Origin of the sequence: Helicobacter sp. 11S02596-1, from assembly GCF_002272825.1 — a bacterium.
Lineage (GTDB): Bacteria > Campylobacterota > Campylobacteria > Campylobacterales > Helicobacteraceae > Helicobacter_J.
Genome location: NZ_MLAM01000002.1, coordinates 142,862 through 155,937 on the forward strand (window position 1 = coordinate 142,862; position 13,076 = coordinate 155,937).

The 13,076-nt window shown below is 43.1% G+C and carries 12 protein-coding genes; all 12 read right to left on the minus strand.

Annotated elements, in window-relative coordinates; translation table 11 throughout:
* Positions 1–43: 43 nt before the first annotated feature.
* Positions 44–1,189 carry a glycosyltransferase family 4 protein gene (locus tag BJI48_RS02055; protein WP_143428756.1) on the minus strand — a complete coding sequence of 382 codons (1,146 nt, stop codon included), beginning with the start codon at positions 1,187–1,189 and terminating at the stop codon, positions 44–46.
* Positions 1,183–2,298 carry a methyltransferase domain-containing protein gene (locus BJI48_RS02060; protein WP_095331343.1) on the minus strand — a complete coding sequence of 372 codons (1,116 nt, stop codon included), beginning with the start codon at positions 2,296–2,298 and terminating at the stop codon, positions 1,183–1,185. Before BJI48_RS02060 ends, BJI48_RS02055 begins: the two co-directional genes overlap by 7 nt.
* Positions 2,291–4,471, minus strand: coding sequence for a hypothetical protein (locus tag BJI48_RS02065; protein WP_095331345.1), 2,181 nt, complete (start codon positions 4,469–4,471; stop codon positions 2,291–2,293). The genes BJI48_RS02060 and BJI48_RS02065 overlap by 8 nt, the downstream gene beginning before the upstream one ends.
* Positions 4,468–5,289: a rod shape-determining protein MreC gene (gene mreC, locus BJI48_RS02070; RefSeq protein ID WP_095331347.1), complete on the minus strand. Its 822-nt coding sequence runs from the start codon at positions 5,287–5,289 to the stop codon at positions 4,468–4,470. The genes BJI48_RS02065 and mreC overlap by 4 nt, the downstream gene beginning before the upstream one ends.
* A gap of 79 nt (positions 5,290–5,368) precedes the next feature.
* Entirely contained in the window at positions 5,369–6,409 is a 1,041-nt protein-coding gene (locus BJI48_RS02075; RefSeq protein ID WP_095331349.1) for a rod shape-determining protein, read from the minus strand.
* The gene (gene clpX / locus BJI48_RS02080; protein WP_095331351.1) at positions 6,409–7,686 is read right to left on the minus strand and encodes an ATP-dependent protease ATP-binding subunit ClpX; all 1,278 of its coding nucleotides are present in this window, start codon (positions 7,684–7,686) and stop codon (positions 6,409–6,411) included. The genes BJI48_RS02075 and clpX overlap by 1 nt, the downstream gene beginning before the upstream one ends.
* Positions 7,679–8,482: an acyl-ACP--UDP-N-acetylglucosamine O-acyltransferase gene (gene lpxA / locus BJI48_RS02085; RefSeq protein WP_095331353.1), complete on the minus strand. Its 804-nt coding sequence runs from the start codon at positions 8,480–8,482 to the stop codon at positions 7,679–7,681. Before lpxA ends, clpX begins: the two co-directional genes overlap by 8 nt.
* Before the next feature lie 4 nt (positions 8,483–8,486).
* Positions 8,487–8,942: a 3-hydroxyacyl-ACP dehydratase FabZ gene (gene fabZ / locus BJI48_RS02090; RefSeq protein ID WP_095331355.1), complete on the minus strand. Its 456-nt coding sequence runs from the start codon at positions 8,940–8,942 to the stop codon at positions 8,487–8,489.
* Positions 8,943–8,998: 56 nt separating this feature from the next.
* Positions 8,999–10,165 (minus strand): epoxyqueuosine reductase QueH, encoded by a 1,167-nt coding sequence (locus tag BJI48_RS02095; protein ID WP_095331357.1) that lies wholly within the window; start codon positions 10,163–10,165, stop codon positions 8,999–9,001.
* Positions 10,166–10,301: 136 nt separating this feature from the next.
* Positions 10,302–11,384, minus strand: a complete 1,083-nt coding sequence (gene rlmN / locus BJI48_RS02100) for a 23S rRNA (adenine(2503)-C(2))-methyltransferase RlmN (protein ID WP_257874351.1) — start codon at positions 11,382–11,384, stop codon at positions 10,302–10,304.
* Entirely contained in the window at positions 11,381–11,938 is a 558-nt protein-coding gene (locus BJI48_RS02105) for a purine-nucleoside phosphorylase (protein ID WP_095331361.1), read from the minus strand. The genes rlmN and BJI48_RS02105 overlap by 4 nt, the downstream gene beginning before the upstream one ends.
* Complete coding sequence (gene hisF / locus BJI48_RS02110; protein ID WP_095331542.1) at positions 11,939–12,709, minus strand: imidazole glycerol phosphate synthase subunit HisF; 771 nt, start codon at positions 12,707–12,709, stop codon at positions 11,939–11,941. It abuts the gene before it with no gap.
* Positions 12,710–13,076: the final 367 nt, after the last annotated feature.

Genomic DNA, 13,076 nt, shown 5'->3' on the forward strand with positions numbered 1-13,076 from the left:
TATTGCGTTGCGTATTGATTTGATGGACGTTGTCTTGGGTGAATTATCGCTCAGGGAAAAGCTCTTTGATAATAGCATCGATGTTGGCTTGATTACTCTGGGTGTTGAGGATTTTGGCAGCTTGGGCGGAATTTTGTTTATAGGCTTGGATTTGCTCTACGCTTAGGGCATTGATGGCGTGAGCGATTTGCTTGGGGCGAAAATCATCGACTATAAACCCATTTTTGTAGGTGGCGATGAATGGGGACATTTCAGGATTTGGCGTGATGATGATGGCAAGTCTGGCTTGGATAAATTCAAAAAACTTATTAGGCAGGGCGTGTTTGAGATTTGGCGTGCTGGGGGGAATGCAGTAAAGCCCCATATCATAACACGCACTAAATGGGATAATCTCCTCATATGCCACCGGCGGGATGATGGCGACTTTTTTGCCTTTATGGCGCATTTTGGCGACCTTTTTTTGCAAAAATTCCATATAGCTCGTATCGGTATTTACCAACATCAAATCCAGCTCAAAACGCCCATCTAAAAAGTTGGCTACCTCGATCATCTTTTCTATCTTGCGATTAGGATTGGCTGCGCCGTGATGGATGATCTTGATAGTGCTTGGTTTGATGGGGCTGGGAGGCAGGTCGTGATATTTAGGCAGGGAATAAAACAGCTTTGAGCTAATGCCATAATGCTTTTTATAGAGGGTTTGGAGACCTTTGGAGACCGTTATAACACTATCGGCTTGCAAAAGATAGGTTTTGCATAGATAATCGTTAAATTTCGCAAAGAGTAGCCGCCATCGGAAATTGGTTTGGTTTTGGGCGGGGTAAAATTCTCTAGCGTCAAAAAGGACTTTTGCCCCTTTTTTGTCTGCAAGCACGATGGGTAAAAGCACGAGATCGTGGCAGATGATAAGATCAAATGCACGTTTTTGGAGGAGTTTTGTGATTTCTAGGCGATTTTTTGTCCAGATGAGTGGGGCGTAATTTTTGCTAAAGCTATGGATATACAGGTGGATTTCTTCAAGGAGATTTCGTTTGGTATAGGCGGGGTAGCTAAAGGTCTCTACGCCCTCTATGCTTGAGGCACAAATCCCCATCGCACAAACCTGATGGTTGGCTTTGAGTAGATCGATCATACGCTTGGGTCTGGGGTTAGTAGCGGGATTTGCCGCACATAGCACGAGGATTTTTAGCATTTTTTTGGGCGGGATATTGTGGATTTTGTTTGGGGGTTTTCTGTGATGGTTTCTGTAGCATTTTCACTAGGCTCACTAGGTTTTTTGCGGGCGTGGAAATAAAATATTTTCGCCCCTTTTTTTGACAGGGGAAGTTCAAAAAAATCGATGAAATCAAGCAAATGAGCGTATCGTTTTTGAACTGCGTGAATGTCTTCAAAAATCCTAACGTGCCCTTTGGAGTAAAAATTCGGCACAGAGGCGATGATATGGGTTTGTGGTAGGATTTTGCTTAGAATCTTCAAATCATCATTGATATGTTCTAAGACCTCAAAAATGCAAATATGGCTGTAGGGTTGGGCGATTTTATCGGTGGTAAAGATGTCTTGTTGGATAAATCGCACTTGCCATTGAGGGATTTTTTCTCTAGCAATACTGATAGCTTGGGCGCTAAAATCAATGCCTTGATAGTTTTTCACGCCCCTATCAAAAAGCATTTTGGCAAATTCCCCACTCCCACAGCCAATATCAAGCACGCAAACCGCATTGCCTTCATTCTTGGCGGTGTCAAGGATTTTGCACGCATATTCCCAGCCCGGATAATAAACGTTTTTTTCATAGGCTCGATCGGATTGATACAGCTCATCGTAAAAATTGGCATTTTTATCGGGCTTGGGGGTGGTTTCCAGGAGTGTTTTGAATGTTTTTTGGAGATTTTTTAGATCGGGGCTATCTGCTAGGAGCATTTGGATAAAACTATCGAGTGTAATGCCTCTAAAATGCTCTTTTACGGCGTTTTCTAGCCAATAAGAGATATAAAAACAATCGGTGTAAAACCGGATTTTTTCTTTTTGTATTTGGGCGGTGAGGAGTTTTTTTTCAAATGAGGCTAATAGCTCCGGCTTTGCGGTGCAGATGAGGATAATATCGCAGGATTTGAGTTCTTTTGGCTCTTTGATGATGAGATTTTCAATACGTAAATCTTGGGCGGATTTATCGTGTGATTTTTGGCTGAAATTTTCATCGCAAATAAGGGCGTTTTTGGAATGTGGATTTCCAAAAAGATTTTCTAAAAGGCAAAAAAAGTTTCTCCCCACATTGCCAAATCCAAAAATACCTATTTTAGGCATTTTCAATCATTTCCAAAAAGGATTTTGCGCCGGTATTTTTCCGCACGCCATCATATATTTTTCGCAACAAAAGCTTGTTTTTTATGTGGGTTTGCTTTTCTTTGGGGCTTAGGTTCAAAATAGCGATGGCTTTTTTGACATAGTTTTTTATACATTCTTCCTCATTGTCTTTTTGAGCGAATGCAATGCCCGTGCAGTCTTCTATCCAGATTTTTTTTAGCATTTCTAGCGTGATATTTTGGTTTTGGCATTCTTTTTGGGCATCGTTGAGATTGTTTGTAATCCAGCTTTCAATCCGCTCTTCTCGCTCACTTTGGCTTTCTTTTGAAAGCGTGAGGATCAATCCGCCTTTGGCATTAAACTCGACTTTGCTCTCGCCTTGCTCCATCGGGAAGCTATCGAGCCAAACATCGATGATATGCCCATAAATCGTGCTATCGACATAGCCGGGAAAATAAAATCTCTCCAAAAACGCTGCGGGGTTAGCGATATTTTCATTTGAAACGATGGTGGCGATTTTTTGCTTGATTTCATATACATTGCCTGTCCCACAGCCTAGAAATATCGTGCTAGGCGTGTGTTGCATAATCTTGACAATGCTTTTTAGATAGGGGAGCGAATCGATTTTTGTCAGCCTGCCGATGACGCCCAAAATGGTCTTGTCTTTGGGGAATTTCTCCCTGTGCTTTGCGATGAGATCGGCATTGATGGGGGGATTGTAAAATTTTGATTCCATCGCCACGCTCACGCCCATAAAATCATAACCCTCACATCGCATAGCCCCAGATTGGGCGCAAATATGCGTGATTTTGCCATCGATTTGGGCGATGTCATACATAAAATTGCCGTGACTCCAAAAGATCTGCTTGGGGGCTACCCTGCTTGAGAGGATAAAATCACTGATCCCATAGCCGTTATTGGGGCTGATGAGGATATCGACAGCGTCCTTGATGATGGCTTCACGGATACTGAGGGCTTTGGAAAGATGGGAGTTGTAATAGCCATCTTGATTGAATGGGGCGATGGTGTTGATGATAGGGATGCCCAAATCCCTATAAGAGGCGATGATAGCGGGGTCATCATCGCTTTTTTCCAAAATACCCATCAGATAGATTTTGACTTCATAGTGTTTTTGGAATGCCTCATCTTGAAGCAAGGTTTTTAAAAAGCTGTATTCGACTTTGTAGGGGGAATTTTCTACCAATCGGTCTCTTAAAATACCGATGATTTTTTTATTTTTTGGGATTTTTTTTGGCTGGGGCAAGCCAAAACTTTGGGCAAATTTTTGATAGATGGGGGTGGCAATTTGTGAGATTTTTTGATTGAAATGCTTCCAATCCTCTTGCGAAGTGAAGCTATTGCCCGCCATATGGTAGATGAAAAATTGCAGGTAAAGGGCTTCATCGATTGTTTTTGGTTCGATCGTGTTTGAATTGCTTGCCATATTTTGCCCGACACAGAGCATTTGGTAAAATATCTTTTCCCACAGCGGGTAGAGCTTGAGCCAGTCGCGATGATTGAAGAAATGCTTGACATTCCAAAATACGTGCAACTGCCAGTTAAAAACTGAACGCCTGCGTTTGCTCTCTAATCGGAGGATATTTTCTGGCTTCAAGACATCTGCCATCGCCTCGATAAAGGTTTCAAATGGGATATTAAGCAGTTCAAAAGATTTTAGGATAAAGCTAGCTGCCTTTTGTGCTGATGGGGTGTGCATATCGATCTGGGAGATGTTTTTGATATAAGAGATTATTGCCTCGTTTTTCTGCCCTGATAGGAGCTTGGCGAGGACACCAAGTTCTAAAAGCATTATATTTTCTTCCTCGCTGATACCTTTGGTAAATAGATTGCTCATCGCGATGTTTATAAATGACTCAAACCGCTTATCTGCCTCTGAATCTAGGGGCGTGATGGCAATAAGGCATAGATAAAATCGCTCCAAGATCTCTCCCTTTGAGAAAACGTGCGTATAGATTTTGTCTCTAAAAAGCCTGATAAGTCGCTCAGATTGCGCCAAGGGGATTTCGGTGCGATTTTCCAATAGTTCCAAAAATGCGTTTAATGCCCTATCAATGCCGTTTTTTGTAGTTGCCTCCTTGAGTGTGGAGCAAATCACCTCGATAGAATGCGTAGGATTTATCGTATTTTTGGGGTTTAAGGGATGGTTATTCATCTTTTTGTATCTCTAGCGGGGGGGGGGGGGTCAAAATCCATTTGGATAATCTTGGTATCCACCAGCCACATATAATCAAGATGATTTTTTTTGGCATAGGGTGAGACTTCTGCGGTGATATAGCCGTAGTTTTGGGTGATAGATGTGATTTGCCCTACAGGGATACCGGGCGTGAAAATACCATCTAACCCGCTGGTTTTGACTTCATCACCAAGATTGATTTTTAGCCAAGAGGGGATAAAATCAGCGAGGATTTTTTCAGGATCACTGCTGTCGTATCGGATGATCGCAGGCGTTTTTTGATCGCCAATATAAACGGCGTAGCTACAATTTTCATCGCCATTAAGCAGTCCCATCAATCGGTTGTTTTTGATGGTGGCAATCCCGATCGCATTGCCATTTTGCACGATACCAAAAATCTTGCTTTTTGGATAGGGAGCAATATCAAAATCAAGCCAAATGCGATTATAATCCCCGATACCCACGTATGAAAATGCCCTCGTGGAAATGAAGTCAGGATTTTCGGGGGCTTTTTGTTTGATAAAGTCAGATAGTTCTTCAAATCGGGTTTGGAGGGCTTGGAGCTCAAGCTGGGTTTTGGTGTAGTCTTGCAATTCTTTTTTATATGTTTCAATTGTGCTTGCTTGGTGGAGGTATTTTTCATAAGCGAGCTTGATAGAATCTTGGGTGGAAGAAACCCAGATTTTCATCTTGTCGGTCAAAGCAAGGGTTTGTGAGCGCAAGAATTGGCTGGAGTCAAAAGCAATGAATAAAAAAGCCACAATAATAATGATAAAAGAAAGTGGCTTGTATCTCATTAGATTTGCGTGCCTTCAAACAGCCCTGCAATCGGTGCTGTATCCAATCCTACATTCAATCTTGCATCCAGCCCTATATTCAATCGTGCGCCCCAATATGGTGGAGTAAATCAAGCTCCTCAATGGCTTTTCCCGTGCCTTTTGCCACAGCGAGCAGGGGTTCATTCCCTACATACACGGGGAGTTTTACGATGTCAGAGAGGTATTTATCCAATCCCCTGATGAGCGCACCCCCGCCAGTGAGAACGATACCATTTTCTACGATGTCGCCAGCAAGATCAGGTGGGACGGACTCAAGGACGCTTTTGAGGGCGTTGCTGATTTCTCTTAGCTGGTCTTTGATGGCATCACGGATATCCTCGCTGGTGAGTTCTACGGTGTTGAGTAGCCCGCTGACTTGATCACGCCCTTTGACTTGCATTGATAAAGGCGTTTCTAGTGGCGAGGCAGAACCGATTTGGATTTTTATCTCCTCACCCGTGCGCTCCCCGATGAGGAGGTTGTATTTTTTGCGGATATAATCAACAATAGCGATGTCAAGCTTGTCGCCTGCTACACGGATGGATTTGGAAATCACCAGCCCGCCTAAAGAAATCACGCCGATTTCTGTTGTCCCCCCGCCAATATCGACGATAAGGCTTCCTTGGGGTTCTTTGATGGGTAATCCCGCCCCAATCGCTGCTGCCATTGGCTCTTCGATCAAAAATACTTCTCTAGCACCCGCACTCATTGCAGATTCTTTCACGGCTTTTCTTTCGACACCCGTGAGTCCATAGGGGACACAAACCATAATGCGAGGGCGGATAAGGGATTTGCGTTTGTGGGCTTTTTCGATGAAATAGCGGATCATTTTTTCTGTTACATCAAAATCAGCGATCACGCCGTCTTTCATTGGTCTGATGGCTTGGATACCCCCGGGCGTTTTGCCGATCATCTCTTTTGCCTCGTGTCCGACTGCTAAAATCTCCCCATCCCTGTCGTATTTGTTGGTTTTGACTGCGACGATGGAGGGTTCATTGATAATGATACCTTGTCCTTTGATCAAAACAATGGTATTTGCTGTGCCTAAATCGATGGCTATATCGTGCGAAAATAGCCCTATTACTTTGTCTAATATCATCAAGCTCCTTTATTTTTTTGAGAAAGTTTTTTCTTTTTTATCAAGAGGGGTTTGCCTGTTTTTGCCACACAATCTTTTGTTATTATAACTTCATAACCCTTTAATTCGGGCAAATCAAACATAATATCGGTGCTAAATTCTTCAACAATCGCCCGTAGTCCCCGCGCACCTGTTTTTCTCGCGATGGCAAGCTCGGCGATTTTTTCGATCGCATCGTTTTCAAAAATGAGTTCCACATCATCAATTTTAAATAATTTTTGATACTGCTTGATGAGGGCATTTTTGGGCTTAGTCAGGATTTCTATCATCGCTTCTTTGGTGATAGCCTCTAGTGTGGTGATGACGTGAAGTCGCCCGATAAGCTCGGGGATTAACCCATAATTTACCAAATCATCAGGCTCGACAAGGTGCAAAACATCTTCTTGCTCAAGCTTGGTCTTTTTTTCGCTACCAAAGCCTAATACATTGCTACTTGAACGCCTTTTGATAATATCAGCCAGCCCGTCAAACGCCCCGCCACAGATAAAAAGGATATTGCTCGTATCAATCTGGATAAAATCTTGATTGGGGTGTTTTCTCCCGCCTTTGGGGGGGATATTTACCAAACTCCCCTCGATGATCTTAAGCAAGGCTTGTTGCACGCCCTCACCAGAGACATCGCGCGTGATGGAGCGATTTTCTGAAAGTCGGGATATTTTATCGATCTCATCGATAAAGACAATGCCTTTTTGGGCTTTTTCTACATCGCCATCAGCAGCTTGGAGCAAGCGGGTGAGGATATTTTCGACATCTTCGCCCACATAGCCAGCTTCTGTGAGGCTGGTAGCATCACAAATGGCAATCGGGATGTCCAGAAATCTTGCCAATGTTTGTGCCATCAAGGTTTTGCCACTGCCAGTAGGTCCGATGAGGAGGATATTGGATTTTGAAATCTCAACATCTGCGTCATCTTCAGGGCTGTCTTGGATATTTTTGCTTTGTATGCGTTTGTAGTGGTTATAAACAGCGACCGAAAATACTTTTTTGGCATTTTCTTGCCCGATGACATAGGCATCAAGGGCTTTTTTGAGCTGTTTTGGTGCGGGGATTTCTCCAGTTTGAGGTGTTTGGCTGGGGACTTGTTTATTTTCTCTTTGCCCGCCGGTAAGCACATTGTAAAGGCTTTTGATACAAAATTCACAGATATGGAGATTTACGCCCTCCCTGCCCGATGAGAAAACAATACAATTTTCTGATTCGACTTTGCCACAAAAACTGCAGCGTTTTTCTTTATTCATTTAAGTTGCCTTTTTTGATTGGAATGCCCCGATTGGATTGGAGGATAAAATTACATATCATCTGGGTATATTTGTTGTCAGGGTTTTTTTGGAGTTCATCTTGGGCGATTTCTCTAATGAGCGAACTCCCTGAAAACAATCGCTTATAAAGCTGGCTGATAAAATCAATATCTTGATGGGAAAACAGCTTGCGCATTCGGTGTTTGTTTAGCCCACGAATGATGGCACGATTGCCCTCTGCGAGGCAAAAGGGCGGGATATCTTGGGTGAGGACTGACCCGCCAGCTACCATCACCCCATCACCAATCTGGACAAACTGATGCACAGGGGTCAGCCCGCCAATATTGACATAATCGCCCATTTGAACGTGCCCGCCTAGTGTGGCATTGTTCGCAAGGATACAATGATTTTTGATGATACAATCGTGTGCGACGTGGACAAATGCCATCAAGAGATTTTGGTTGCCGATGATGGTTTTGCTGATACCGCCTTTGGTGCCGGGATTTATCATACAATGTTCGCGAATGAGATTGTCATCGCCGATGATGAGTTCGACTTCTTCGCCATCGTATTTGAGATCTTGGGGGATCGTCCCTAGCACAGCATAGGGGAATATCGTATTATTTTTGCCAAGCGTGGTGTTGCCTAGAATCGTTACATTATTATAGAGTTTGCAACCCTCGCCAATCGTAACATTTTCGCCGATAACGCAAAAATCCCCGATTTCGACATTCTGGGCAATCTTAGCGCCCTCTTGGATAATGGCTGTGGGGGCTATTTTTTGTTGGTTTGCCATAGATTTAATCCTTTTCTCGTTCGGTTACCATTGCCTTGAGTTCTGCTTCGGCAACGAGTTTTTCAGCCACGAATGCTTTGGCTTCTAGTTGCCACACCGTGCCTTTGTGTTTGATGACACTGAGTTGGTATTCGAGCCTGTCGCCCGGCACTACAGGGATGCGGAATTTTACCTTATCAATCGTCATAAAATAGACAATCTTGTCTTCAGCTGCAGCGATGTCGTCGCCCCACGTGCTGACAAATGCCAACAAACCCCCCGCCTGTGCCATTCCCTCGACAATCATCACGCCCGGATAAATGGGCTGCTTGGGAAAATGCCCCAAAAATACTTCCTCATTGATGGTGATGTTTTTGTATGCGGTGATGGTTTTGTTGGGTTCTACAGCAATAACCTTATCGACCAAAAGCATTGGGTATCGATGTGGGAGTATTTTTCTTATTTTGTTGATATCCATCATTTGAGCCCTTTTTGAATGGTAGTGTTATGGCGTGATTTTAGCAAAATATCTTTTAATTACAAATTTTCTATCACTTTGAAGATGGATTCTTCTTGGAAAATGCTTTGAATGCTTATACGCACATTTTCGCAAAAAATCTCATCGACGATGATGATAGGGTTGATACTTTCAGCCCCGCAGAGGATATGCCTCAAAAATAGTTCATCTTCGTATTTGGGCGGGTGATACAAAAGCTCTTTGGTGGTTTGATAGGTGCTATCAAGCAAAAGATTGAGGAGTTTTAAATGCACAAAAATGCTGTCGTCTTTTTTGCAAAAACCCACGAGATAATTTTTGTTTTGGTAGGCTTGGGCTTTTTCTTCTATCGTGTGTTTTTTTGGCGCATAGATTTTTGGGAGATTTTCAAATAGATTCGGTTTGATCCATACAATACTGCCACTTTTGGCGTCTTTTTTGTTTTGCGATTTTGCGATGATATAGCTTGGCAGCACCCGATCGCCTTTTTGGACTTTTGCATTGAGTAGTCGCCATACCAGATGTTTTCTTTGCGAGAGGATGTATTCTTTGTTTTGTTGCTCGAGGTTGTCTCGATGGGCAAATGTGGCGTATCTTTCTTCAATGCTTCCCGGGAGGATTTGATTGCCGATATGGCTTATCATCTCAAGGGAAAATTTGTTCTGTTTGTTGCGTTGTTGCTCGAGTGCGAATTTGCACCCGCAATAATTTTGGCGGTAGAGATTGCTTTCTTTGGCGAGTTCATTTTGTTTTTGCACCCCACCATTGGCACGCACATTGATTTTGATAAATTCCAAATCATTTTTTTCTGCGATCGCTTCCCCTTGCGTGTAGAGCTTTTCTTGTTCTTTCATTGGGCTTGAAAGCAGGGTCGTGGTGAATCTTTTTTCATTGATGGCTTTGGCTATCTGGGCGCTTTTCATCAATCGAATGTCAAAACACTGCGTGCAACGTTCGCCTTTTTCGGGTTCGCATTCGAGCCCTTTGACACCGGCAAACCAATCTTGTGTGTCGTATTCGCCCGTGATGAGTTTGATATTGAGAAGCTCGCAACTCCTCTTGACATCATTGAGGCGCAAATCGTGTTCGCTTTTGGGGTGGATATTGGGGTTGTAAAAATAGCCTACAAACGTTTCATCAGGATAGATTTTTTGCAATTCGCTTAAGAAATAATGACTATCCACAGAGCAACAGATATGAACCAGCATTTTTTAGTCCTTGTTTTTGAGATATACCCAGAGATAACTGCCGATCCCGCTCACCAAAACTACTATCAAAAATACCAACAACGATAAATCCAATAAATCCATTGTCATTCCTTTTTTATGTTTCATATGAAACATTTTAAGATGTTTTTTCTAATTCTTTTTCTCTGAGTTGCCCGCAAGCTGCACTAATGTCGATACCTTTGGATTCCCTGATGGTGCATAAAAGCCCTTTGCGTATCAAGAAGTCGGCAAATTTTTTCACCTGTGCGATGTCAGGGCGCTCAAATGCCGAACCCTCGTGCGGATTGAATAAGATCAGATTGACCTTTGCGCGGATACCATCAAGAAGCTTGAGGAGTTTTTTGGCGCTGGCAAGATCATCATTGGTGTCTTTGATGACAAGGTATTCAAACATAATCTTTTTTCTCTCATCTACGGGGAAGCTCCTCACCGCTTTGATCACGCTCTGTATATTATACGCTTTATTCATCGGTATGAGTTTGCTACGGAGTTCGTTATCTACAGCGTGTAGGGAAATCGCAAGTTGCACGCCGAGATTGTGTTTACCAAGCTCGATAATCTTGGGTGCGATACCGCTCGTTGAGATGGTCTGTCTTCTTGGGGATATGGATAGCCCGTCAAGTTCGGCTAGAGTTTTGATGGCTTGGATAACATTTTGCATATTATTGAGAGGCTCTCCCATTCCCATATAAACGATGTTGATCCGTTTTTCTGGAGCGATGGCATTGTCTTTTTTGATCTGGACAACCTGTTCGACAATCTCGCCACTGCTAAGATTTCTGACAAAACCACCCTTTGCGGTATAGCAAAACGCACAGCCCACCTTACAACCGATTTGGCTCGAAAGGCAACAGGTCCATTTTTCACTTTCGATGATTTGCCCATTGGTATCGCATTTTTTGTCCCGCATTTTGATCAAAACGCTCTCAAAACTCAAGCCATCGTTTGTCTTGAAAAGGTATTTTTTGCTCCCATCCTTGCTGGTTTCCATACGGATGATTTCGAGATTTTTGATGGTGTATGTGTTTTGCAAGGTTTCCCGCAACGATTTTGGGAGATTTGCCATATCTGAAAATGAATCTTGATAACGGGTATAAAGCCATTGGTAAAGTTGTTTGGCACGGAATGCTGGCTGGTGGATGGCTTCAAGTTCTTTTTGGAGTGCTTGCAATGTGTAATCATAAATATTTTTTTTCATTGGAGATCCCATAATGATGGCTGGTTGCGGGTATAGGTTTCAAGTATTTCTTTGGCTTGGTCGTGGTGAGATAAAAAATCGCGATGGGCGTTTTCATTGCAATGGTTGGTTACGCAAAATATACCGCAACAAGGGATACCAAAATGTTGGGCGACCTGCAACACGGAGAAAAATTCCATATTTTCGAGTGCAATCCCCGCACGGAGCATTTTTTTTGCAAAATCGGGATCGGTGTGGATATAGTTGCTCGAATTCACGATGATTTTTTTTGTTTCACGTGGAACATTTGCAGACTCACTTTGGATATGATTGTCGATAGGCGTGTAGCTTTGATGGGTAGTATAGCTCGCTTCTATCTGCGTTGCACAGGTGCTTACGAAGATGTCAAAAACCTGAATCTCAGGATCATAAGCCCCAGCCGTGCCGAGAAATACCAGAGAATCGATGGGCTGGAAACTGCAGATTTTGCCAAGATTCATAGCGCTTGCCACCAGCCCAATGCCGATAGGTTGGGCAAAACTAAAACTTTCAGATTTTCCAGCACAAACAAACATTTAAATCCTTACAGAAATTTTATTTTGTCGTAGGTAGTTTTTGAGCGCACCGATGGCGATAGTATCTAGATGAAAAATACTTGCTGCAAGCGCCCCATCGGCAATATCATCGGTGAAAACCTCCAAAATATGCTCTTTTTTCCCTGCCCCGCCACTGGCGATAATCGGGATATTCACCAGGTTTCTGATATGTTTGAGGGCTTGGGTATCGTAGCCATTTTTTGTTCCATCGGCATCCATACTTGTCAAGAGGATTTCGCCTGCACCCCTCTGATAACACTCTTTGACCCATTCGGCAAGATCCTTGCGGGTGTTTTCTCTTCCGCCTTGGATATAAACCTCCCAACGATCGGGCTTTGTGGTATGTTTCTTTACATCAATGGCGACCACAACGCATTGCGTGCCAAAACGTGAGGCACTCTCTGTGATGAGTTGGGGATTTTTGATCGCAGCGCTATTGAGACTGACTTTATCCGCACCTGCGTCTAGGAGGCGATAAATCCCCTCAAGATCTTTGATACCGCCCCCAACGGTGAGCGGGATAAATGTAACCTTGGCGACTGATTTGACAACATCAACCATCGTGTGGCGGTTTTGATGGGTGGCGCTGATGTCAAGTAGAACAAGTTCATCTGCCCCGGCGTCATTATATTTTTTTGCCATTGTGGCAGGATCGCCCATATCCTTTAAGCCGACAAAATTGATACCCTTGACGACTTTTCCATCGTGAATATCCAAACAAGGGATGATACGCTTTGCAAGTGGGGTCATTTCATTTCCTGTTGTTTCATTTTTTATCATTTTATTTTTATTCGGTTTGTTTTGCAACAAACCTGAAGACCATTCCAAGAGGAAAGCCTCTTTCCATTCCTAAAGTTACCAACTCATACCCAAAGCGTTGCTTTGTGTATTGGAGTTAGATTTTATCGGTGTCGATTCAGTTTTTGCAAACTGAATCTGAAGACCATTCCACAGGAAATGAATCCCCATTTCGTTCCTAAAGGCTTTCGCCTGTTAGCTTTTCTAATGTTTTAAGCTTTTTTATCGCAAAAGAAATTTCACCCACCCACCAGAGTTATATCTTGTAATGCAGAAATATCAACTCATTTTTCTAAGGTCTTTTTGTTTCTGCGATAAG